General features: G+C 64.6%; 21 protein-coding genes. 10 read left to right on the top strand and 11 right to left on the bottom strand.

Annotated elements, in window-relative coordinates; genetic code table 11:
• Nucleotides 1–23: 23 nt before the first annotated feature.
• The 4 genes from HT578_RS20645 (at nucleotide 24) to HT578_RS20660 (ending at nucleotide 4,471) form a co-directional block, all read left to right on the top strand.
• Nucleotides 24–1,049, top strand: coding sequence for an aspartate-semialdehyde dehydrogenase (locus HT578_RS20645; protein ID WP_039394569.1), 1,026 nt, complete (start codon nucleotides 24–26; stop codon nucleotides 1,047–1,049).
• A gap of 244 nt (nucleotides 1,050–1,293) precedes the next feature.
• Entirely contained in the window at nucleotides 1,294–1,659 is a 366-nt protein-coding gene (locus HT578_RS20650) for a carboxymuconolactone decarboxylase family protein (RefSeq protein ID WP_239026390.1), read from the top strand.
• A gap of 168 nt (nucleotides 1,660–1,827) precedes the next feature.
• On the top strand, nucleotides 1,828–2,526 hold the full coding sequence (locus HT578_RS20655; protein ID WP_422394401.1) for an alpha/beta fold hydrolase: 699 nt from the start codon (nucleotides 1,828–1,830) through the stop codon (nucleotides 2,524–2,526).
• A gap of 106 nt (nucleotides 2,527–2,632) precedes the next feature.
• Nucleotides 2,633–4,471 carry a M2 family metallopeptidase gene (locus tag HT578_RS20660; protein ID WP_213501280.1) on the top strand — a complete coding sequence of 613 codons (1,839 nt, stop codon included), beginning with the start codon at nucleotides 2,633–2,635 and terminating at the stop codon, nucleotides 4,469–4,471.
• A gap of 77 nt (nucleotides 4,472–4,548) precedes the next feature.
• Here the strand turns inward: HT578_RS20660 and HT578_RS20665 are convergent, their stop codons facing one another.
• The 5 genes from HT578_RS20665 to HT578_RS20685 all read right to left on the bottom strand — a co-directional run bounded on the left by HT578_RS20665 (nucleotide 4,549) and on the right by HT578_RS20685 (nucleotide 8,206).
• Nucleotides 4,549–5,982 (bottom strand): AMP nucleosidase, encoded by a 1,434-nt coding sequence (locus tag HT578_RS20665; RefSeq protein WP_039394566.1) that lies wholly within the window; start codon nucleotides 5,980–5,982, stop codon nucleotides 4,549–4,551.
• 170 nt (nucleotides 5,983–6,152) lie between these two features.
• Nucleotides 6,153–6,755: a 50S ribosomal protein L9 gene (rplI, locus tag HT578_RS20670; protein ID WP_039394563.1), complete on the bottom strand. Its 603-nt coding sequence runs from the start codon at nucleotides 6,753–6,755 to the stop codon at nucleotides 6,153–6,155.
• Nucleotides 6,756–6,770: 15 nt separating this feature from the next.
• On the bottom strand, nucleotides 6,771–6,995 hold the full coding sequence (gene rpsR, locus HT578_RS20675) for a 30S ribosomal protein S18 (RefSeq protein WP_039284546.1): 225 nt from the start codon (nucleotides 6,993–6,995) through the stop codon (nucleotides 6,771–6,773).
• Nucleotides 6,996–6,998: 3 nt separating this feature from the next.
• The gene (rpsF, locus tag HT578_RS20680; protein WP_039394560.1) at nucleotides 6,999–7,358 is read right to left on the bottom strand and encodes a 30S ribosomal protein S6; all 360 of its coding nucleotides are present in this window, start codon (nucleotides 7,356–7,358) and stop codon (nucleotides 6,999–7,001) included.
• Between the two features lie 308 nt (nucleotides 7,359–7,666).
• Nucleotides 7,667–8,206: a hypothetical protein gene (locus HT578_RS20685; RefSeq protein ID WP_213501281.1), complete on the bottom strand. Its 540-nt coding sequence runs from the start codon at nucleotides 8,204–8,206 to the stop codon at nucleotides 7,667–7,669.
• Between the two features lie 606 nt (nucleotides 8,207–8,812).
• Between HT578_RS20685 and HT578_RS20690 the strand changes: the two genes are divergently transcribed.
• Complete coding sequence (locus HT578_RS20690) at nucleotides 8,813–9,586, top strand: CsgG/HfaB family protein (protein ID WP_213501282.1); 774 nt, start codon at nucleotides 8,813–8,815, stop codon at nucleotides 9,584–9,586.
• Between the two features lie 76 nt (nucleotides 9,587–9,662).
• On the opposite strand, the gene HT578_RS20695 is transcribed toward HT578_RS20690, so the two are convergent.
• From HT578_RS20695 to HT578_RS20705, 3 genes are all read right to left on the bottom strand, one after another.
• Nucleotides 9,663–11,786 carry a TonB-dependent receptor gene (locus HT578_RS20695; RefSeq protein WP_213501283.1) on the bottom strand — a complete coding sequence of 708 codons (2,124 nt, stop codon included), beginning with the start codon at nucleotides 11,784–11,786 and terminating at the stop codon, nucleotides 9,663–9,665.
• A gap of 125 nt (nucleotides 11,787–11,911) precedes the next feature.
• The gene (locus HT578_RS20700; RefSeq protein WP_213501284.1) at nucleotides 11,912–12,331 is read right to left on the bottom strand and encodes a DUF2946 family protein; all 420 of its coding nucleotides are present in this window, start codon (nucleotides 12,329–12,331) and stop codon (nucleotides 11,912–11,914) included.
• An 86-nt stretch (nucleotides 12,332–12,417) separates the two neighbouring features.
• Nucleotides 12,418–13,653, bottom strand: coding sequence for a polyhydroxyalkanoate depolymerase (locus HT578_RS20705; protein ID WP_213501285.1), 1,236 nt, complete (start codon nucleotides 13,651–13,653; stop codon nucleotides 12,418–12,420).
• A 231-nt stretch (nucleotides 13,654–13,884) separates the two neighbouring features.
• On the opposite strand from HT578_RS20705, the gene HT578_RS20710 reads away from it, so the two are divergent.
• The 3 genes from HT578_RS20710 (at nucleotide 13,885) to HT578_RS20720 (ending at nucleotide 16,753) form a co-directional block, all read left to right on the top strand.
• Nucleotides 13,885–14,592, top strand: a complete 708-nt coding sequence (locus HT578_RS20710; RefSeq protein WP_213501286.1) for a glutathione S-transferase — start codon at nucleotides 13,885–13,887, stop codon at nucleotides 14,590–14,592.
• Nucleotides 14,593–14,915: 323 nt separating this feature from the next.
• A complete protein-coding gene (locus HT578_RS20715; RefSeq protein WP_213501287.1) occupies nucleotides 14,916–15,341 on the top strand; it encodes a DUF2231 domain-containing protein in 426 nt (141 codons plus the stop codon).
• Nucleotides 15,338–16,753, top strand: a complete 1,416-nt coding sequence (locus HT578_RS20720) for a PQQ-dependent sugar dehydrogenase (protein ID WP_213501288.1) — start codon at nucleotides 15,338–15,340, stop codon at nucleotides 16,751–16,753. Before HT578_RS20715 ends, HT578_RS20720 begins: the two co-directional genes overlap by 4 nt.
• Before the next feature lie 96 nt (nucleotides 16,754–16,849).
• Here HT578_RS20720 and HT578_RS20725 read toward each other — a convergent pair whose 3' ends face one another.
• Nucleotides 16,850–17,674, bottom strand: coding sequence for a flagellin N-terminal helical domain-containing protein (locus HT578_RS20725; protein WP_213501289.1), 825 nt, complete (start codon nucleotides 17,672–17,674; stop codon nucleotides 16,850–16,852).
• 261 nt (nucleotides 17,675–17,935) lie between these two features.
• Between HT578_RS20725 and HT578_RS20730 the strand changes: the two genes are divergently transcribed.
• On the top strand, nucleotides 17,936–18,886 hold the full coding sequence (locus HT578_RS20730; protein WP_039394541.1) for a DUF808 domain-containing protein: 951 nt from the start codon (nucleotides 17,936–17,938) through the stop codon (nucleotides 18,884–18,886).
• Between the two features lie 146 nt (nucleotides 18,887–19,032).
• Nucleotides 19,033–19,476: a helix-turn-helix domain-containing protein gene (locus HT578_RS20735; protein ID WP_213501290.1), complete on the top strand. Its 444-nt coding sequence runs from the start codon at nucleotides 19,033–19,035 to the stop codon at nucleotides 19,474–19,476.
• A gap of 82 nt (nucleotides 19,477–19,558) precedes the next feature.
• Here the strand turns inward: HT578_RS20735 and HT578_RS20740 are convergent, their stop codons facing one another.
• Entirely contained in the window at nucleotides 19,559–21,118 is a 1,560-nt protein-coding gene (locus tag HT578_RS20740) for a globin-coupled sensor protein (protein ID WP_213501291.1), read from the bottom strand.
• 85 nt (nucleotides 21,119–21,203) lie between these two features.
• Nucleotides 21,204–22,144 (bottom strand): IS630 family transposase gene (locus HT578_RS20745; RefSeq protein WP_235054464.1). Its coding sequence is split into 2 segments (ribosomal slippage): nucleotides 21,204–21,799 and nucleotides 21,799–22,144, totalling 942 coding nucleotides; the frame shifts between segments, so codons are not numbered across the junction.
• Nucleotides 22,145–22,312 lie beyond the last annotated feature (168 nt).

Genomic DNA, 22,312 nt, shown 5'->3' on the forward strand with positions numbered 1-22,312 from the left:
GTTAAGCCAAGAAGGATCTTGAAATGGGTTACCGGGTAGCCGTCGTCGGCGCGACCGGAAATGTCGGCCGCGAAATGCTGAGCATCCTTGCCGAGCGCGAGTTCCCCTGCGACGAGATCGCAGCGGTTGCTTCATCGCGTTCCACCGGCACGGAGATTGATTTCGGCGAGACCGGCAAGAAACTCAAGGTCAAGAACATCGAGCACTTCGATTTCACGGGCTGGGACATCGCACTTTTCGCGGCCGGCTCGGGCCCGACGAAGATCTACGCGCCCAAGGCGGCTGCGCAGGGCTGCGTCGTGATCGACAACTCGTCGCTCTACCGCATGGAGCCCGACGTGCCGCTCATCGTGCCGGAAGTGAACCCGGACGCGATTGATGGCTACACGCAGCGCAACATCATCGCCAACCCCAACTGCTCGACCGCGCAGATGGTTGTCGCGCTCAAGCCGCTCCACGATGCTTTCGGCATCAAGCGCGTCGTCGTCTCGACCTATCAGTCGGTTTCCGGCGCGGGCAAGCAGGGCATGGACGAGCTGTTCGAACAGAGCCGCGCGATCTTCGTGGGTGACCAGGTTGAGCCCAAGAAGTTCACCAAGCAGATCGCCTTCAACGTGATCCCGCACATCGACGTCTTCCTCGACGATGGTTCCACCAAGGAAGAGTGGAAGATGGTCGTCGAGACCAAGAAGATCATGGATCCCAAGATCAAGCTCCACGCAACCTGCGTGCGCGTGCCGGTCTTCGTGGGCCACTCCGAATCGCTCAACATCGAGTTCGAGAAGGAAGTCTCGGCCGAGGAAGCGCAGAACATCCTGCGCGAAGCTCCGGGCGTGATGCTCGTCGACAAGCGTGAGGACGGCGGTTACGTCACCCCCGTCGAGTGCGTGGGCGACAGCGCCACCTACATCAGCCGCGTGCGCGAAGACCCTACGGTCGAGAACGGCCTCGCGCTGTGGTGTGTCTCGGACAACCTGCGTAAGGGTGCCGCGCTCAACGCGGTGCAGATCGCCGAACTGCTCGGCCGTCGCCACCTCAAGAAGGGCTGATTTCCGCACCTTCGCGAAACGGATTTCGAAGAACCCCCGTCAGGTGACCTGGCGGGGGTTCTTCTTTGTGTGAACCTCTCGCTTCGCACTCCATGTAGCAAGCAAGCCTCGGGACATACCCCGATAGTGCGGCAAGGGTGGCGCTGCCATGGAAGGTGGGCCTGCGTTTGGTGGCTCTTGATCTGGCGCAAGGCGACACGCGGATCGCGGGGCGCACAGTGCTCCCATCAAGGAGGTAGAGGGTATGTCGAAGAGCAACTTTCACGACTGGCCGCAGATGGCGAAGGACCTGAACCCGGCCATTGGCGAACTCAAGAAGAGCTCGCCGGGGCCGATGCAGGCCTTTTCGGAGATGGGTAAGGCAGCCCTCGCGCCCGGCGCCCTCGACACCAGGACCAAGGAGTTGATCGCGCTGGCTATCGGCGTGGCGGTGCGCTGCGCGCCCTGCATCACCTACCATTCCTCGGGTGCGCAGAGGGCGGGCGCGACGCGTGAGGAAATCGCCGAGGCCATGGGGCTTGCGGTCTACATGGGGGCGGGTCCTTCCGCGATGTATGCCGCACAGGCCCTTGAAGCCTTCGACCAGTGGGACGAGAAAGCCTCCGGCTAAGGTTGCAAGATCGCGCCGAGCCGCGCAAAGACCGCCGGTGAGAGGTAGGACGCCGGTCCCACAGGGCCGGTGCCTGCCTCTTGTGCTATGAGAAAGGGCGCGCGCGTGAGTGAGATCGAAAGCCGGATCGTTGAGGGTTTCGCCGATACCAAGCTGGTGGTGCATTGCATGGGAGAGGCAAGCGGACGTCCGCTGGTCCTGCTCCATGGCCTGTTCTCCAGCGCGCACGTGAACTGGATCAAGTACGGCAATGCGCAAATCCTCGTTGATGCGGGCTTCCGGATCTACATGCCCGATCTTCGCGCGCATGGTGAAAGCGAGGCGCCGCACGATCCGCGCGCCTACCCCGAGGATGTCCTGGTCGAGGACCTCAAGAGCATCATCGCCGAGCTCGAACTGAAGGATTATGACCTAGGCGGTTTCTCGCTGGGCTCGCGCACCTCTGCGCGCGGTGTACTGGCAGGCCTGGCACCGCGCCGTCTGATCCTGGCGGGAATGGGTCTGTCCGGGCTTTCAGGCTGGGCGCGCCGTTCGGCCCATTTCGTCGACGCCATCGACCGTTTCGGTTCCATCGAGCGCGGGGATCCGGCGTTCGTAGCCCAGGCATTCATGAAGACGATGAAGATTGACCGCGAAGCCGCGCGGCTGCTGCTGGGGTCTGTCGACGATACCGCGCCTTCGGAGCTGGCGCGCATCACCATGCCGACACTGTGCGTGTGTGGCGCGGACGATGAGGACAACGGCAAAGCGCAGGAGCTGGCCGATGCCTTGCCCGATGGTCACTACGCCGAAACGCCGGGAAATCACATGTCCTCGGTGACGTTCAAGGAGATGGGGCGTGCGATGGCCGAGTTCCTTCTCGACTGATTCTGGCCCGCGCCCTTGCGGTTTGCCCTGTCTCTTATGTTGATCTTGTCGGACCATTGGCTAGTCTTCCGGTCCGACAGACACATAACAGGGTGATTTTCTTTCCATGAAACGAGCGACCATAGCTGTTGCCGCGCTGGCGGCGGGCTTGTCCTTTACCGCAGCTCCCGCCGCCTGGGCCCAGGAACCCGCGGCGAGCTATCCGCACACCGCGCAAGGGGCTGCGGATTTCGTAGCTGCGGCCGAACAGGACCTGTCCGACTTCTCGCTCGACAATGCGCGCGTCAACTGGGTGAACAGCACCTACATCACCGATGACACCAACGCGCTCGCGTCCAGCTCGAACGCTGAGCTGACGGAGAAGCAGGTGTCCTACGCGGTCGAAGCCGCGCGCTACAAGGACATCCCGGGGCTTGATCCGGACGTTGTGCGCAAGCTCGGGATCCTGAGCCAGGGTATCGTCATGCCCGCGCCGACGACCCCTGGCGCGGCGGACGAGCTGGGCACGATCATGACTGATCTCAGCGCGACCTATGGCAAGGGCCGCGGCACGCTCAATGGTGCGGAGATCAACGGCTCGGACATCGAGGAGGAGATGGGCAACCTCGATCACACGCCGGCCGAATTTGCCGAGATGTGGGCGAGCTGGCACGACAATGTCGGTGCGCCGATGAAGGACGACTATGTGCGCATGGTCGAGATCGGCAACACCGGTGCTCGTGAACTTGGCTACGCCGACGTCGGCGCGATGTGGCGCTCGGGCTACGACATGGAGCCCGAAGCCTTCGCCGCCGAGACCGAGCGCTTGTGGCAGGAGGTCAAGCCGCTCTACCTCGCACTGCATACCTATGTCCGCAACAAGCTCAACGCGAAGTACGGTGCGGACGTGCAGCCGCAGACCGGGCCGATCCGTGCCGATCTGCTTGGCAACATGTGGGCGCAGGAATGGGGGAGCATCTACCCGCTCGTCGCGCCCGAAGGTGCGGGCGATCTGGGCTATGATATCGGCGATCTGCTCAAGGCGAAGGGCCAGACACCTGTCGACATGGTGAAGACCGGCGAGGGCTTCTATTCCTCGCTCGGCTTTGATCCGCTTCCCGGTACATTCTGGACGCGCTCGATGATCACCAAGCCCGCCGACCGTGAGGTGATCTGCCATGCTTCGGCCTGGGATGTCGACAACAAGGACGACATCCGCATCAAGATGTGCACCAAGGTGAATTCGACGGACTTCGTTACGATCCACCATGAACTGGGCCACAACTACTACCAGCGCGCCTACAACGCGCAGCCCTACTTGTACCTCAACGGGGCCAACGATGGCTTCCACGAGGCGATCGGTGACTTCGTGGCGCTCTCGATCACGCCGCGTTATCTCGTCCAGATCGGCCTGCTCGATGCCGCCAAGGTGCCGAGTGCGGACAAGGATATCGGCCTGCTCCTGCGCCAGGCGATGGACAAGGTGGCCTTCCTGCCGTTTGGCCTGATGATCGACCGCTACCGCTGGGGTATCTTCGATGGTTCGATCACGCCTGCGCAGTACAACTCGGCGTGGACCAAGATGCGTCTGGAGTACCAGGGTATCGTGCCGCCGGTGGAGCGTCCTGCGGACGGCTTCGATGCGGGCGCCAAGTTCCACATTCCCGGCAATACGCCTTACACGCGCTATTTCCTTGCCCGGATCCTGCAGTTCCAGTTCTACCAGGCCGCGTGCAAGCAGGCCGGATGGACCGGGCCGCTGCACCGTTGCAGCTTCTACGGCAACAAGGAAGTGGGCAAGAACCTCGAGGCGATGCTGAGCATGGGCATGTCCAAACCCTGGCCCGAAGCGCTCAAGGCGTTCACCGGCTCCTCGAAGATGAGCGCCAAGCCGATGCTCGACTACTTCGCGCCGCTCAAGGACTGGCTCGACAAGCAGAACAAGGGGCAGAAGACGGGCTGGTAAGCCTTTACTTCAGACATAAAAAAGGCCGGGACGCGAACAACGCGTCCCGGCCTTTTTCGTTGCTGTTTCTGCGAGGCTTACCGGAACGGAGGTTCGTCGAAGGCGCGCAGCTTGCGGCTGTGCAGGCTGTCACCCTCGGCGCGCAGCAGGGCGCAGGCGTGGAGGCCGATCTTGAGGTGTCCGGCAATGGCTTCCTCGTAGAAGCGGTTGGCCTGGCCTGGCAGCTTCAGTTCGCCGTGGAGCGGCTTGTCCGAGACGCACAGCAGGGTGCCGTAGGGGACGCGGAAGCGGTACCCTTGGGCGCTGATGGTCGCGCTCTCCATCTCGATGGCAATGGCGCGTGAGAGGCTGAAGCGGTGGGCCGAGGCGGTGTAGCGCAGCTCCCAGTTGCGGTCGTCGGTGGTGACGACGGTGCCGGTGCGCATGCGCTTCTTGAGGTTGGCACCGCTATCGCCGCTGACGATCTCGGCCGCCTCGGCAAGCGCCTGCTGGACCTCGGCGATGGCGGGCAGGGGGATCTCGGGCGGCAGAACGGGATCGAGGACCTTGTCGTCGCGCAGGTACGCGTGGGCGAGCACGAAGTCGCCGATGCGCTGCGTTTCGCGCAGGCCCCCGCAGTGGCCGATCATCAGCCAGGCTTCGGGGCGCAGGACTGCGAGGTGATCGGTGATCGTCTTGGCGTTGGAGGGGCCAACGCCGATGTTGACGAGCGTGATGCCCGACTTGTCCTCGCGCACGAGGTGGTAGGCGGGCATCTGGTGGCGGCGCCAGGCGGTGTCGGACAGGCGCGCGCGGGCGTTGTCGGTCGGCTCGTCGAGATAGAGCCCGCCCGCACCGGCCAGCGCGGTGAAGCCGTCCTGGCCGATCTGCGTGCCCGCCCAGTCCACGAACTCGTCGACGTAGCGGTGGTAGTTCGTGAAGAGGATGAACTTCTGGCAGTGGTCGGGGCTGGTGCCGGTGTAGTGCGCGAGGCGGGCCAGGCTGAAGTCGGTGCGCAGCCCATCGAAGAGCGCCAGGGGCTTGGGATCGTTCTCGTCAAAGATCATCAGGCCATCGGCGATTTCATCGCCGATCATGGCAAGGTCGGTGCTCGGGAAGTGGGCGGCAAGCTGCTGCGGGGTGGCGGTGCCCACGCCAATGCCGTCCAGAACGTAGGGGAAGGGGATTTCCTGGTCCGAGCGTCCGACCTCGATCTCGATCTCGTATTCGGCATCGAGGAGGGTGAGCTGCTCCTTCAGGTAATCGGCAAAAAGGTGCGGCCTTGTGATCGTGGTCGCGTACGTGCCCGTCTCGACGAGGCGGCCGAAGGCGCGGCCGTAGACGGCTTCGCGCTCGTTTCCGGCATAGCGCACGGTGAGTTCGGGGTAGGTCCACTCCCGCTGGCTGCGGCGTTCGGGAGGGGGAAGGGTGCCGTGCTCGACGAAGGCGGCGATGTCGGCCTTGAGGGTGGCGACGGCGGTTTCATAGACGCGGACCAATTCCGCGTGGATCTGATCTATTCTGTTTTGCATCGCCTGTAGTTACGCAATTCATGTTGCAGTGCAAGGGCAGGCGTAGGCATCGCGTTCGGCCTGGGGGGTAAGCGTTGCGCGGGTGCAACAGGTGGAGGCGCCACGAAAAAACCCCCGCAGCCGGTCCGGCGCGGGGGTCTTTCGTGTCCTGAAGGTCAGGAAGAGGAGGCTCAGGCCTGCTCTTCGCCGTCCTCGGCAGGAGCGTCTTCCTCGACTGCGATCTCGCCGGGCTCGGCGTTGGGATCGTAAGCTTCGGTGAAGCCGCTGGTGTCTTCTTCGAACATGGCTTCCATGACGTTGACGCCCTGGGCCTGCAGTTCGGCTTCGTCGGTCGAACGTGCGACGTTGACCTGGACGTTGACCGCGACTTCGGGGTGCAGCGAGACGCGCACGTCGAAGACGCCGAGGGTCTTGATCGGGTGCTCGAGCACGATCATCTGCTTGGTGACCTGCGCGCCTTCGGCGTTCAGGGCTTCTGCGATGTCACGCACGGTGACCGAACCGTAGAGCTGGCCCGAGTTCGACGAGGCGCGGATCAGGACGACCTGCTTGCCTTCGACGTTGCTCGAGTGGCTCTCGGCAGCCGAACGCTTCTCAGCGTTGTCGGCTTCGATCTTGGCGCGGTTCGCTTCGAAGACCTTCTTGTTGGCTTCGTTGGCGCGAAGGGCCTTCTTGTTCGGCAGCAGGAAGTTGCGCGCGAAACCGTCCTTGACGGTGACGACGTCGCCGATGTTGCCGAGCTTCTCGACGCGTTCGAGGAGGATGATATCCATGAGGTAATTCCTCCCTTACTTGACGATGAAGGGCAGCAGGCCGATGTGCCGGGCGCGCTTGATGGCCTGGCTCAGCTCACGCTGCTTCTTGGCGGACACCGCGGTGATGCGGCTGGGAACGATCTTGCCACGCTCGGACATGAAGCCCTGGAGGAGACGCACGTCCTTGTAGTCGATCTTGGGCGCGTTCTTGCCCGAGAACGGGCAGGACTTGCGGCGGCGGAAGAATGCACGTGCCATGGATCAGTTCTCCCGGTCGCGACGGCGACGGTTGTCGCGGTCGTTCTTGCGCATCTGGACCGAAGGGCCACCTTCGTGCTCTTCGACCTTGATGGTCATGTAGCGGATGACGTCTTCGTTGATCTGCGTCTGGCGCTCGAGCTCGGCGATGGTGTCGCCGGGGCACTCGATGTTCAGCATCACGAAGTGAGCCTTGCGGTTACGCTTGATCTTGTAGGCGAGGTTCTTGAGGCCCCAGGTCTCGGTCTTGGTGACCTTGCCCTCGTGGCTCTCGACGATCTCGGTGGCGGCGGCGGCCAGCGCATCAACCTGCGACTGGCTCAGATCCTGGCGCGCCAGGAACACGTGCTCGTAAAGCGGCACTGCAGCTTCCTTTATCTGTCTAACCGATCGCTGGCTTGCCGCACCATTGCGGGGCCCCTCCGGCTTTCTTCATGTTTCCCGCGAATCCGTGTGCGAACGCGTGGGAAGCGGCGCCTTTAGCCGATTGCGGGCCAAATGCAAGTCGCCTTCGCAGATTCGCAGGGGCATATGTGACACGTCGGGTGACACGCAGGTTGACACAGTTGACACGGTCCAGGGGGAGAGGTGTCATCTGTCCCCCTATCCGTCTGCGCCTTACTGCTGTGCGGCTGGGCCTTGCGCATGAAGCCGTCGATGCCAGGCGAGTTTCAGCACCCGCCCATTTTCCGGCCAGCGATGGACCAGCGCATCAGATCGGGGTGGTGGGCAGCAAGACCATCATGCGCCAAAAGCTCTCGCCGGCTCTCGAAATCGATCTTGAGCGAAGCGACATCGAATGCCCCATCGACATTCAGGTGCAATCTGGAGGGTTGCGTCGAGGTCCGATTGGTCTCCGGGTCTTCAACGCTGACGCTTCCCCCGTTGCAGACCTGGGACGCATGAACGTGCCCGTCCTTTATGTCCATGCGCATGGGACGGCACGTGGTGCTCGAGGCGGCGTCCGACTGCCCATCGCCCACCAGTTGCCGAACAAACAGCTCAATCTGCGTGTCGTGCAGACAGAACTTGAACGTGCGCTCCTGGCCGAGCGCTCGCGTATCGTTCCTTCCGTCCAGGCTCTTGCCGAAGCGATAGGAACGCGAGATCCGCACTTCCCACTCCCCGGCAGCAACGACATTCGTTTCACGAGATCTTTCGACGACGATCGGGTCGTCATCGGACGCAGCGCTCACGAAAAACGCGGCCATCACGATTGCCGGAATTGGCACCAGCCGCCGTCTCAACATGAAATGCCCCGCATCGTCGAATGGTCATGGAAGATCATCAAAGTATCAAGTCTTGCCAATTCGCCCAGTACTTTTTGCGCATCGCACGGTCATGGCTGCGGGGGTGGGCCAGGGCCTCGCCGTAAGGAGGCGGAACCCGCGCCCCGCGAGGGCCACTGCCAGACCCTCTTGCCGAAGGCATTCTTCCATACCTGCCCCCCATGCGCCACACGTCCGGCCATGCCCCGAGACCGCCATTCCCGTCCCGTGCGGGACGCGCAGGGGCATGCTTACCGTCCTACCCTGGGGCAAGGGGTGTAGGAAAATGCTTTGTGGCCGGGCCTTCGCTGCGGTGACGGTCCGTATCCGCTCGCAGTTGCCGGGCGAGGCGAGCCTGGCCCCGTAATACCTCGGGAATGCAGCAGGGCCGGTCCTTTCAGGGGTCCATGAGCAAGGCGGACTTAAGTAATTCATGTATAAATTTGCAAATTTATACTTTTGAGAGGTGTTAAAAACACCGTCATGTCTCGTATTTTGTTGCGGCTATTGGTGCGTCAGGCCATTTTTGCGGGAGGAAAGGATATCGATATGACGAAATGGGCTTGGGTATTGGCCGCGCCGGCGGTGTGCGGCATGGCCGCGCCGGCGTTCGCGCAAGGGACCTCCTCGGCGCGCAAGCAGCAGGAGCAGGGGCAGCAGCAGATCCCGGTCTGCCAGAAGAACCTGGGCACCGTGTCCATCATCGAGCCGGACGTGAAGTGGTGGCGCGAGTACAGCCTGGGCAGTCCCGAGGCGATCCTGCGCGTCTTCGTGCAGAAGTCGCGCTGTTTCACGCTGGTCAATCGGGGGCGCTCGCTGGAGAACAGCGCGATGGAACGCGCGCTGGCCGAACAGGGCGAGCTTCAGGCGGGATCGAACATCGGCAAGGGACAGATCCGTGCAGCGGACTACTTCCTTCAGCCCGACATCGTCTCGACCAACAAGAATTCGGGCGGCAACGCGCTGGGCGGCGTGCTCGGCGGTGTCGGTGGCATCTTCGGGCGCGGCGTGGGCCGCATGGCCGGAGGCCTCAACGTGCGCAAGGGCGAGGCCAACGTAACCCTTTCGGTGGTGAATGCCCGCACCACGGTCGAGGAGGCCCTGACCGAGGGCTATGCGCGCAAGTCCGATGTCAGCTTCAATGGCTCGGGCGCGGGCGCCTCGTTTGGAGGGGCTTTCGCCGGGGCCGGTGCGAGCGGGTACCAGAATACGCAGATCGGCCAGATCATCGTCCTGGCCTATCTCGACGCCTACACCAAGCTGGTCGACCAGTTGGGCGGGCTTCCGGTGGACGCCTCGACCGCCGCGCCGCTCGCCAACTGACCAGGTGATCTGAGTGAAGGAGAAAGGGGCGCGCCCGTGGTTCGGGCGCGCCCCTTTCTCGTCTGGCCTGAAACGATCAGAACGCAGTCGAGATCGACAGGTTCACGCTGCGGCCTTGTCCGGCGACCGGGCGCCAGGTGTCGGTTGCGGCGAGATCGCCCAGCGCCATGCCGCCAAGCGGCAGGTAGTAGCCCTTGTCGAAGAGGTTGGTGGCCTCGATCCCGAGGCGCCAGCCTTGCAGGGTATAGGCCGCGCCCAGATTGACGAGGGCGTAGGCCGAAGTCTCGGGCTCGTTGCGGCGGGTGTCGACGCGGTCCTTGCGGTCCACCCACTCGACGCCGCCGGTCAGCTCCAGCGCGCCGGTCCGGTGGGTGAGGGCAAGCGCGGCGTTGAGCGGCATCTGGTGGTAGAGCGGCGCGTCGGCCCCGGTGTTCTGGCCATGCACATAGGCCAGCGTCGCGGTGAGGAGGGTGCCCTGTTCGGCGCTGCCATGGAGGACTGCGTCGGCCGAGACATCCACGCCGTAGAACTCGGCATCGGTGTTGGCGAACTGGAGCTGGACGGCGCGTTCACTGAGCGTGCGGATCACGTTCGCGTCGATATAGTCGTTCACGTGCGTGTAGTAGGGCGAGACCTTCAGGTGCACGTCCTTTGCCGGGGAGAGCGCGAAGGCGGCGCTGAAGGTGTCGGCGCGCTCGGGATCGAGCGCGATGTCGCCGACATAGCCGTTGCCATCGCCGTACCAGCCGATCATGCGGCTCGCCATCGATCCGCGCCCCCAGGTGTAGCGCTCGTAGAGGTTGGGTGAGCGTACCTTGTGGGCATAGCCCAGTTCGACCGAAAGCGCCGCGCTTGGCGTCCAGCGCACGAGGGCCGAGCCCGACCAGTTGTTGTCGGTGCGGCGGCGGTCGGCGGCGTTGAAGGCGGCCGCGGCAGCGACGTCGGCGGCCTGCATCATGCCCGTGCCATAAGGGGCGACATCGCCGGTGTTCATCTCCACCCGGTCATAGCGCAGGCCCAGCGTGGTGGTGAGATTGGAGGTCCAGTCGCCGGTCCATTCCCCGTAGGCGCCCACGCGGTTGCGCGCCCCCTCGTTGATGTTCACGAAGGCGTTGGGCCCCATCATCATCGAGCCTTCGACCGGCGGCCACCAGTCGTTGAGCCACTGGTGGTGGTATTCCAGCCCGGTTTTCAGGACATGGTGCTCGTTTACCGGGATCTCGAACCTGGCCGCGCTGGTGAAGGTGTGGACGCGCGTTTCCATCGGCATGGAGCCGGGGAGCTTGTCCTCCAGGAAGTTCATCGTGTGGTCGGTGTCGCGGTAGCTCGCCGAAAGGTCGGCCTTGCCCCAGTCGTACTCCCCCCGGAAGCGTCCCTGCACGAACCAGGAGCGGTTGTCGGTCATGTCCATCGACTGGTTCACGAAGCCTTCGTAGGGGCTGTAGTGGTAGCCACCCTTGAGCTCGATGAGGCCCGCCTCGGTGCGCAGCGCAAGGGCGAGCGCGTGGTCGGTCTTGGCGTATTCGCTGGAGTGGACGGTGCCCAGGTGCCCGCCCGCCTTGTAATTGTCGGACTGGGTGTAGGCGCCGGTGTAGGTGGCCGAGAGGTTCTCGCCCGCCAGCGTCAGCGAAAGCGAGGTGCCAAAGGCGTTGCCGTTCGAGCGGTAGTAGCCCGCCGCGCGGCCGGTCACCAGAAGCGATCCGTCCTTCGCGAAGACCGGGACTGCGCTCTCGGCGGCAATCACGCCGCCGATGGTGTCGCCGCCCAGGCTCACCGGGGAAACGCCCGGGATCACGGTCAGCGCGGCCAGCGTCTGCGGGTTGGTATAGGAGAGCGGCGAATTCATGTCGTTGGGGCAGGCCATGTCGATCGGCTGGCCATCGACGGTGATGCGCAGGCGCTGCTCGGAGAGGCCGCGGATCGCGGGCATGGCCGAAAAGCCGCCGCCGGTGTTGGCCGAGACCCCCGCGATGCGCGCAAGGACCTGCGCGGTATCGCTGGCCGCGGCGGCCTTTTCATGGAGGTCCTGCTCGGAAAGGTGCGATCCGACCACGGTGGGATCGGGCATGTGGCCCTCGACCACGGTGAGCGGGGGCGGGGCCTCGTCGGCCTTCGCGGCGGTGGCGGCACCAAGGGCGGGGGCGAGGACGGTACTGGCGTAAAGAGCGGTGCGCGCAGCGCGCACGAAAGAGGTCTGCATGGTGATGGGATGTCCTGAATGCGAAGATCGGGCGAACAGCGCTGCGTGGCCGCACGAGGCGGCGCATCGCGGGGGCGATGTTCGCGAGGAAGAGGCCCCGACGTGTGGTGCGGGGGCTCAGGGGATCAGGACAGGTGGGGCGGGGCGCGCAGCGGCGGGGTCCAGTAGCGGGCTCGGACCAGCCGCAGTGGCGGCGTGGGCACGAAGCCCAGCGCCAGGATGAAGGCGAGCGCCAGCGCCAGAAGTGCCGGGTCCGCAGTGCCCAGGGCATGGGCGGAGAGCGCGGTGAAGGGGCATTCCTTCGCCGCCTTCGCGTGCTGTTGCTGCTGCGAAGAGGTGTCGGGCTTGCCCGGAAGTGCGATCTTCTGGAGGCGGGTGTGCCCCTGGCTGTCGCAGATCTCGACCGTGAGGACCTTCGCGCCCGCGCTCTCGATCATGAAGCCGGCCGGGACCAGCGCCTTCATGGCCAGCGCCATCGCGATCACGAGCGCGAAGAGCCAGAGGCGGCGCGCAAGGAAGGAGCGAAGGGCGTACATGGTGGTCATGCGCCTAGCGTGGAACACAGGGCCTGTCACGCGCGGCAAGGCGATGATCGCCGGGACAAATTGTCCCAGCGGTGCACAGGCGGGGATCAGTTCATCGCAAGGATCAGGTTCTTGACCTGGGGGTAGACCTGCTTTTCCCACTTCGAGCCCGAGAAGGTGCCGTAGTGGCCCACGCCCGGCTGGAGGTGGTGCTGCTTCAGGTGCGGGCGCAGGCTCGTGCACAGGAGGTGCGCGGCCGCGGTCTGGCCCACCGCGCAGATATCGTCACGCTCCCCCTCGACGGTGAGGAGGGCGGTCTTGCGGATCGCGCCGCAGTCCACCGGCTCGCCCCGGAAGGTCAGCTCGCCCTTGGCAAGGAGCGCGCGCTGGAACACCTTGTCGATGGTCTCGAGGTAGAACTCCTCGGTGAGGTCGAGCACCGCGAAGTACTCGTCGTAGAAGCTCTCGATCTTGGTGACGGCGGCGGTGTCCTCGTCGGCGAGCGCCTGGTAGAGCTTGCGGAACTGGTCGATGTGGCGACCCATGTTCATCGACATGAAGGCGGTGAGCTGGAGGAAGCCGGGATAGACCCGCCGCCCGGCCCCGCGATGGCGCCAGGGTACGGTCTGGATCATGTTCGCGGCGAACCAGTCGTAGGAATTGGTGGTCGCAAGCTCGTTCACCAGCGTGGGCGATTCGCGCACGTCGATCGGCCCGCCCATCAGCGTCATCGTGCGCGGCTGGCAGGGGTCATCGTCCCCCGCCATGATCGCCACCGCAGCCAGCACGGGGACACAGGGCTGGCACACGGCCAGCACGTTGGCCCCCTTGCGTGCGACCGGATCGCCCAGCTCCTGCAGGAAGGTGATGATGTAGTCGATATAGTCGTCGAGCCCGAAATCGCCGGCGGACAGCGGCACGTCGCGCGCGTTCTTCCAGTCGGTGATGTAGACGTCGTGGTCGCACAGCATGGTCTCGACCGTGTTGCGCAAAAGGGTCGAGAAGTGGCCCGAGATCGGCGCCACGATCAGCACCTTGGGCTGGGGCACCGCGACATCGGGCTTGGCGAAGTGGAGGAGGTCGCCGAAGGGCAGGTCCATGAGCACTTCCTCGACAACCTGAGTCTCCCGGTTGCCGCAGGGTACGCTGTCGATGCCGTAGGACGGGCGCTTGTGCGTGATCGCGGCCTTTTCGTAGACTTCGGCCAGCGCGAAGAGGCGGCGGGCAAAGGGCATGTCTTTCGCGCCATCGAGCACCTCGTCGCGGAAGCGCCGCGCCATCTTCGCGGCAAACCGCGAGGGGGCGAGGAGATCGTTGGTGGCCTCATAGGCGTCGTAAAGCATGGGGCTTATCCCTTGTCTTCCGCGAGTGTCCCGCGCGTCATGCGCCGCGCTCCGTTGCCGGGTGACGCCACGCCCTTGCGCAGGCACGATGCACCCGTCATGCTGCGCTGCATCATTGCCGGATGCAAGCGAAACCGCCTTTCGTAAGAGAGGCATTTCCGCAGTGCGTCAAGCCCGCAGGAGTGATAGGCTCTCCGGTGAGCGGCCAGACGAGGAAGAAGGATACGAGCCATGGTTGAGACGGCGTCCACGCCTGATGGCAAGGTGAAGGCAGGGGCCAAGGTGCCCGAGAAGGCAACTCTCACGATCTCCAGCAAGACCTATTCGGCCTGGTCGCTGCGCGGCTGGCTGATGTGCCGCCTGGCCGGGCTCGAGGTGATCGAGAAGCCGGTGCCCAACGACGCCAACAACCGGGCCGAACTGCTCCTGCTCTCGCCCTCGGTGCTGGTGCCGCGCCTTACCTACGATGGGGCGAGCGTGTGGGACGTCCTCGCCATTGCCGAGTTCCTGAACGAGGAATGCCCCGATGCCCACCTCTTCCCCGAAGACCGCATCGCGCGCGCCCACTGCCGCTCGGTCTCTGGCGAGATCCATTCGGGCTTCACCAACCTGCGCTCGGCGCTGCCGATGAACCTCAAGGTGCGCCACGACAGCTTTCCCGTCTTCTCGGGCGCGCGTCCTGACATCGAGCGGGTCGAGGCGGTCTGGACCGAGTGCCTCGAAACCTACGGCGGGCCGTTCCTCTTCGGCGAGCACCCCACCGTGGCCGATGCCATGTACGCGCCCGTCGCCACCCGCTTCCTTACCTATGCGGTCGCCGTTTCCGCGCCGTGCCTTGCCTACTGCAAGACCATCACCGAGTGGGCGCCGATGGCCGAGTGGATCGCCGCAGCCAAGGCCGAACCTGAGGAAATGGAAGAACTTGAAGTCGAATTCTAAAGTTCGGTCCAAAGAAGAATAATCAGGTCCGAGGGCCATCGCCCTCGGGCTCCCGATACCATCCACCTCACGCCCCGCGCGCTACCTCGGCTGAGAAGGGCGAGGTGGCCCATTTGGGGGTCAAGGGGTGATGACCCCTTGAATCTACCTACTTCTTTCCTCGCTATTTCTGCGAGGAAACCTCCGCAAGTCTATTGAATTACGGCGATTTTGAGAGGTTCTTGGAACAAGGCGGTCGTTCCCGCTTTGTGAGGGGGTGTCGCTGTGCGCGGCGCCCTTGGCGCAGCCCGGCCATTTCCTCCTCCTGACATGGGATCGCCGCCATGCCTCCTTCTCATCGATTTCGTCCCGCTCCGGCGCGCGCGCTGCACCCGGTGCACGCTGCACTTCTGGCCGGATCCCTGCCGCTCTTTGCGGGCACGCTGCTGAGCGACTGGGCCTATGCCGCCAGCTACGAGGTGCAGTGGACCAACTTTGCCTCCTGGCTCAACGCCGGTGCGCTCCTGTTCCTGGGGCTGGCGCTGGTGTTCGCGCTGGTGGATACCATTCGCGGCCTTGGCCGGGGCATCATCTACCTCGTGCTGGTGGTGGTGACCTTCGCCATCGGGCTCGTCAATTCCTTCATCCACGCCAAGGACGGCTGGGCCTCGATGCCGACCGGCCTTGTCCTCTCGATCCTGGTGACGGGCCTGGCGCTCGTCGCGGTCTGGTTCGGCTTTGCCACGCTGCGCAAGGGAGAGACGGCATGAGGGTACGTTCCTGCTTCGGCACGCTGGCGGCCTGCGCGGCGCTCACGGCCTGTTCGGGCGGCAGTGAGGCGCCCGAGTATGGCGAGAACCCGCAACTTCCCGACACGCAGCGCGGGCTTCTGCCCAACATGGAGATCGCCAATCCCGCGTCCTGGGGCGATGCCCGGCCGCAGGTTCCCGAAGGTTACACGATTACCGCCATCGCCACCGACCTCAAGGTGCCGCGCCAGAGCCTTGTGCTGCCCAATGGCGATATCCTGATTGCCGAGGGCAGCGGCGGCCATGCGCCCAAGCTTCGTCCCAAGGACATCATCGCAGGCTACATCAAGGCCAAGGGCAAGACCTCCGTGGAGGGCGGAAACCGCCTGACGCTGCTGCGCGATGGCGATGGCGATGGCACCTACGAGGCGCGCAGTGTCTTTGCCGACGGGCTCGACGCGCCCTATGGCCTCGCCTTCGCGAACGGCATGATCTACGTCGCCAACCAGGGCGAGCTTGTGCGATTTACCTACCGGGACGGGCAGACCAGGGCCGATGCGCCGCCGATCCGGGTCACCAAGCTGCCCGAGAAGATCAACCACCACTGGACCAAGTCGCTGGCGGCGAGCCCGGACGGGCGTTTCCTCTATGTCGGCATCGGCTCGAACAGCAATGTGGGCGACCGGGGCATGGACGTGGAGGAGGATCGCGCGATGGTCTGGCAGATCGACGCGCGCACCGGCATGCATCGCCCCTTTGCCACCGGCATCCGCAACCCGACTGCGCTCGCCTTCCGCCCGGGCAGCGACGAGCTCTGGGCGGTCGCCAACGAGCGCGACGAGCTGGGCGCGAATCTTGTGCCCGACTACCTGACCTCGGTACGCGACGGGGCGTTCTACGGCTGGCCCTACAGTTACTGGGGGCAGAACGTGGACACCCGGGTCAAGCCCGCGCGGCCCGACCTCGTCGCCTCGGCGATCAAGCCCGACTACGCGCTGGGCGCCCATGTCGCGGCGTTGGGGGTCGCGTTCTCCGCCCCGATCATGGGGGAGCGCTTTGCCCAAGGTGCCTTCGTGGGTGAGCACGGCAGCTGGAACCGCAGCGATCCGGTGGGCTACAAGGTCGTTTTCGTGCCTTTCAGCAACGGGCGGCCGGCAGGCGATCCGGTCGATGTCGTCACCGGCTTTCGCGGCGAGGATGGCCTGACCCGGGGGCGTCCGGTAGGCGTGACCTTTGATCCGCGCGGCGCGCTCATCATCTGCGATGACCTGTCGAACACCGTCTGGCGGCTGGTGCCCGAGACACCGGGCAACCCGGAGGACTTCGTGCCGGCCGGGCGCACGCGGGCGGATGTGCTGGAAGAGGGGGAGGGTGGCGCCCGCGCGCCGGCCTCTGCCGTTGCGACGCCCGACAATCTGCCCGGCGACCGCTGAGCGCCATCGGCCCGCACGCCGCAACGCGATTGCCCCGGTGGGGACTATTCCCCACCGGGTGCTTTCGGGACCTGGTTGGTCTGAGGCTTGCCGCGCTTAGCGCAGGAGGCTCATCACGTTCTGCTGGGCCTGGTTGGCCTGGGCGATCATCGCCGTCGACGCCTGGCTGAGGATCTGCGCCTTGGCCATCGCGGTCGTTTCCACTGCGTAGTCGGCGTCCTCGATGCGGCTGCGGGCGTCGGAGAGGTTGGTCACCGTGCTGGTGAGGTTGTTGACCACCGATTCGAGGCGGTTCTGGCCGGCGCCGAGCGAGGCGCGGGTGGCGTTCACTTCATCAAGCGCGGTGTCGACGTTGTCGAGCGTGGTCGTGGCGGTCGCTGCGGTCGAGACATCGAGCGCGGTGGCGTCGATCAGCGTGCCGTTGATCGCGGTGGAGGTCAGGGTGACCGTCTCGCCCGAGTTGGCGCCGGTCTGGATGTCGAAGGTCAGGTCGGTGCCCGAGGTGGTCGAGAACAGCGTGTTGCCGTTGAATTCGGACTGCGAGAGGACATCGTCGATCTGCTCGGTCAGCGCGGTCACTTCCTGCTGCATCGCGGTGCGGTCGGTGTTCTGGTAGGTGCCGGAGGCCGACTGGATGGCCAGTTCACGAACGCGCTGGAGCATGTTGGTGACTTCCGAAAGCGCGCCGTCGGCGGTCTGGGCAAGGCTGATGCCGTCGTTGGCGTTGCGCATGCCCTGGCTCATGCCGCGGATCTGCGAGGTCATCGAGGTCGAGATGGCAAGGCCTGCGGCATCGTCCTTGGCCGAGTTGATGCGCTTGCCGGTCGAGAGGCGTTCCATCGACACGCCGAGCATCTTGTTGGCGGCGATCGAGGCGTTCGAAGCACGGATGGCGGAGATGTTGGTGTTGATGACAGACATGATTTAATTCCCCAGTTTCAGAAAGTTGTGAGAGCGTTTGGTTGTTCGCTCCGGTCATGGGGAAGAACGGTGAGGCGGCGGGAGCTTTAAGGCGCCGTTCGCGTTTTTTCATGATCGGGGGCGCACGCAAGGCCGCTGCGATGGGGTGGAAGGCCCCCGAAAAGCGCGGGTTCCGGCGGCTTTCGCTTGATTGCCGAAAAAATCCCCCGCATGTCGTCTCGAGGGGCCTTCTGCCCCGTTTTTCATGAGGATCCCTTTACGATGCCCACCGGTCTTGTCGCCCTTCTCGACGACGTTTCGGTCATTGCCCGCGCGGCCTCTGCCTCGATCGACGATGTCGGGGCGGGCGTGGCCAAGGCGGGGAGCAAGGCCGCGGGCGTGGTGATCGACGATGCCGCGGTGACGCCCGGCTACGTCACCGGCTTCACGCCCGACCGCGAACTGCCGATGATCTGGCGCATCACCAAGGGCTCGATCTTCAACAAGCTGGTGATCCTGCTCCCCATCGCGCTGGTCCTGAGCGCCTTCCTGCCCCAGGCGATCACCCCGATCCTGATGGCGGGCGGCCTGTTTCTCTCCTTCGAGGGCGCGGAAAAGGTGATCGAGAAGCTCTCGGGCACCAAGCACGGCGAGACGCTGGAGGACGAGATCAAGGACCCGGTCGCCTTCGAGAAGGCGCGCACCAAGGGCGCGATCCGTACCGACCTCATCCTCTCGGCCGAGATCATGGCGATCGCGCTGTCCGAAGTCAGCGACGAGGGGCTGGTCACGCGCGCGATCACGCTGGCCATCGTCGGCCTCGTCATCACCTTCTGCGTCTATGGCGCGGTCGCCCTCATAGTGAAGATGGACGATGTCGGCCTGCACCTGGCGCGCAAGCCTTCCGAAATGGCGCAGGCCGTCGGGCGTTTCCTGCTGAAGGCGATGCCGATTGTACTCAAGGTGCTGAGCTTCGTGGGTATGCTGGCGATGCTGTGGGTCGGCGGGGGCATCATCCTCCATGGCCTTGAGGAGCTGGGCCTGCCGGCTCCGGCGCATTTTGCCCACGGTGTCGAGCACGCGGTGGCGCAGGCGTCGGGGGCGCTGGGCGGGGTGACCGGCTGGGTGTCCTACGCCGTGGTGTCGGCGCTGCTCGGGCTGGTGCTGGGCACGATCATCGCGCTTGCCTTGCACATGTTCGCCAGGGATGAGGGCGGCGAAACGGCGCACTGATCGTTTAATAGTATACATAATGGCTGTGCGAAATTAGGACATATGTCTATAATTAACCTTGTTTTTATTTAATTCAGACGATTCGCCCATTCGTGCTTAACTGCATTTAATTACTGTGGTTCGGAGAGAGTGGTGTGGGCATGTCGATGGATAATCGGAATGAAGACGGGTATGTGGCGATGATGCGCGCGCGCGCCGCCATTGACGAACTGACGAAACTTCTCGAGGTGCAGGAGGAGGCAGGCGCGAATGCACCGGCAACGCCGAAGTCACGGCTGGAGGCGGTCGCGAACCTCTACCGCGTGCGCCGTCTGCGCGACGAGATCCTGGGAAAGGACCTGTTCGGGGAGCCGACCTGGGACATCCTTCTGGATCTCTACGCGATGCACCAGCAGGGCCGCGAGTGCAGCGTGAAGTCGGTCTGCATCGCCTCGGCCGTGGCTCCGACAACGGCGCTGCGCTGGTTCAACGTGCTGTTGCGCCAGGGCTTGTTGACGCGGCTGGACGATCCGCGCGACGGGCGCAGATCGATCGTGCATATCTCCGAGAAGGGGCTTCGCGCGATGGATGAAATTGTCGCGCGGATCTGAGCGCGCGCTTTGCAAGAGTGATCGTGGCCGGATCGGTCCGAAGCGCGCTGTTCGCGGTTCGACCTCGCCGGCCGCGTCCTGATCAGAATTCGGCCCAGTCGGCGTCGGTGGCTTCTTCGGGCTTGAGCGCGAGCGCGCCCGAGGTGCGCGGCGCGGAGTAGGCCGCCGGTTCGGGAAGGGCGCGCGGCGCCGGCGCCGAGGCAGGCGGCACGACGCTCAAGGGGCTCCCGCCCGTCGTGCCGATATCCAGCTTGAACATGCGCACCAGCTTGGCAAGGTCCTCGGCCTGTTGGGCGAGGTTGCGTGCGGCCGCGGTGGTCTCCTCGACCATGGCCGCGTTCTGCTGGGTCATGCGGTCCATGTCGCCAATGGCCGAATTGACCTGGCCCAGCTGCCCGGCCTGGTTCTGAGAGTTCTCCGAGATCTGCGCGGCGAGCCCGGTGATGCCCGAGACTTTGTCGACAATGCGGCGGAACACCTCGCCGGTACGGCCCACGAGCGCGACGCCGCGCCCGACCTGCTGTTCGGACGAGCCGATGAGGTCCTTGATGTTCTGCGCCGCTTCCGCCGAGCGCTGCGCGAGCGCGCGCACTTCGTTGGCGACGACCGCAAAGCCCTTGCCCGCATCGCCGGCGCGGGCGGCCTCGACCCCGGCGTTCAGCGCGAGGAGGTTGGTCTGGAAGGCAATCGAATCGATGACGTTGACGAAGGCGCCGATTTCCTGGGCGGACTTCTGGATACCGTCCATCGCCTCGACCGCTTCCTCGACGACCTGGCCGCCTTCGCGCGCCTCGGCTTCGGCCTCGGAGACCGAACGGTTGACCTCGCTCGCCCCTTGCGCGGAGGTCTGCACGCCGTTGGTGAGCTGGTCGAGCGCGGCGGCCGATTCCTCGAGCGCGGCGGCCTGGCTTTCGGTGCGCTGCGAGAGGTCATCGCTCGCCGCCCGGATTTCCGAGGCACCGACGCGGATCTGCTCGGAGGAGGCGGCGACCGCGCCCAGGGTCTGGGCGATGCAGTCGCACATCGCGGCGAAGTCGGACTGGATCTGCTCGAAACCGGCGGGCAGTTCGCCCAGCTGGGTGGTGAGATCCCCCTGCGCGACGGTCTCGAGCGCGACGGACAGCGAGGAGAGCGTGGTTTCGCGGCTGTGATCCTGCGCGGCAAGATAAGCCGAGGTGGCGATGTCCACGTCCAGCAGCGCCACCTTGAGGAGGGTGCCCAGCCGCTTGGCGCGGGTCTTCATCAGGGGACCGGCAATCCCGGCGGTGATGTCGCGTTCGATCACTTCGGCGAGGATCTGCGCATAGGCGCCGATGTAGAACGTGGGCGGCAGGCCGATGCGGGCGTGGACCTGCCCGATGCGTTCGGCGCGCGCCATGTAATTGCTGTCGATCCGGCCCGAGAACAGGTCGACCCAGTGGTCGAGCTGCTTGGCACGGGCGTGGTCCATGACGCTCTGCGACTTGAAGAAGGCGGATCGGCGCCGGTCGGCCCGCACTACGGAATAGAACTTGTCGAGGACGGCGGGCCCGACGCGGGAGATAAGCCGCGCGATCCCGCCGAACCGGGAATGGTCGGTTTCCGTCAGTGCGAACATTTCCAGCCGCTCGGAAATGTCCATCTTCGATGTCGGTTCAGACATGCCATGGCCTCGTTGGATTTCGAAGCCTTGGTCCTAGGCGACCTTGTGGAATTTAGCGTAAGCAAGGGCTTAGAGCAGTTTTCGATCATTCTGGTTCATAGCCGCACGATCTGAAGTAGTTGGCGCATTCCTGAGGCTGGAAGATATCGACGAGTTTGCCGATCAAGCTCCACAGGCCGCTGACCGTTCGCTCGCCCGCTTTACGGAGCATGGCCTTCAAGCGGGAGAACGCTTTCTCGATCGGGTTGAAGTCTGGGCTGTAGGGCGGGAGAAAGCGCAGGGTTGCGCCTGCAGCCTCGATGAGCACCTGCACCGATGCGCGCTTGTGGCTCGACAGGTTGTCCATGATGACGACGTCGCCGGGCCGCAGTTCCGGGACGAGGACCTGAGCGACGTAGGCTTCGAACCAGTCACCGTTAATCGGTCCATCGAGCACCATGGGCGCGACCATGCCAGTCATGCGCAGGCCAGCGACGAGAGTGGTGGTTTTGCGGTGCCCGTGCGGGAAGCCCATCCGCAGTCGCTCGCCTTTCGGGCAACGTCCGTGGCTGCGGGTCATATTGGTCGCGGTCCAGGTTTCGTCGATGAAGACCAGGCGCTCCGGTTCGAGATCGAGTTGACCCTCGAACCAGTCCTGACGCTGTTTCAGGACGTCTGGTCGATCTTGCTCTATCGCATGGCCTGTCTTTTTTTGCGCGTCAGGCCACGGCGAACAAAAAAGCGATGTAGCCCGGCTACGGAAACGGCCATTCCCTTGTCCGCAAGCGCCAGACGTAGTTCTTCGAGGGTGATGTCCCTGCGCTCCTCCCAAATGGCCAGAATGTCCGCTGCCCGCTCTTCCACCCGCCGCGAGCGCATATCCCCGCCGCGCGGCTTTGGGGCTATGTCACCCGTCTCGCGCTGCTGTGCCCGCCAACGGACCGCCGTTGATGGTGCAACACCGAACCGGGCCGCCGCAGCACGGCAACTCGATCCACTGTCCACCGCTGCCAACAGCCGAGTGCGCAAATCCATCGAAAGAGCCATCCATGCCGGCCTCCTTCACCAGCACGGATTCTGAATCAGAAATCGCGCCCGAAGGGAATCCCAGACCGATTCAGAACGGTCGAAAACCGCTCTAGGTAGGCTTACGCGAAGCGGTGCCGCGCACGGTAAAGGCGCTGCGAGACGACGAAACAATGCGCGCCGGGAAAC

This window comes from Novosphingobium decolorationis (assembly GCF_018417475.1).
GTDB lineage: Bacteria > Pseudomonadota > Alphaproteobacteria > Sphingomonadales > Sphingomonadaceae > Novosphingobium > Novosphingobium decolorationis.